Here is a 334-nt window from a genome sequence, read left to right on the forward strand (position 1 = left end):
CCAGCGACTGCGCGAAATCCGCGGCCACCTCCACATTCGCCCGGAAGCGCTCGGATTCGGGGCCGGGCAGGGACAGGGCGCCGCGGTCGGGGCCGGGCAGCTGCCCGGCGTAGAAGTTCAGGCCCACCAGCCGGGTGCCGGCCGCGCGCAGCGCCTGGCGCAGGGCGTCCAGCTGCCGCTGTGCGGGGACCGGGGCGTCGGTCCAGGGCCACCACAGCTCGACCGCGGTGAACCCGGCCGCGGCGGCCGCCGCCGGGCGTTCCAGCAACGGCAGCTCGGTGAACAGGATCGACAGATTGACATCGAAACGCGCCTCGGAGAAGCCCATGAGGGA

General features: G+C 74.0%; 1 protein-coding gene. It reads right to left on the reverse strand.

Going from position 1 to position 334, the window contains the following annotated elements; genetic code table 11:
* Positions 1–328 (reverse strand): TIM barrel protein (locus ADK86_RS17840; protein WP_159393875.1); only part of this gene is annotated, 328 nt, incomplete at its 3' end.
* Positions 329–334: the final 6 nt, after the last annotated feature.

Origin of the sequence: Streptomyces sp. NRRL F-5755, assembly GCF_001279365.1 — a bacterium.
In the GTDB taxonomy this organism is placed as follows: domain Bacteria; phylum Actinomycetota; class Actinomycetes; order Streptomycetales; family Streptomycetaceae; genus Streptomyces; species Streptomyces rimosus.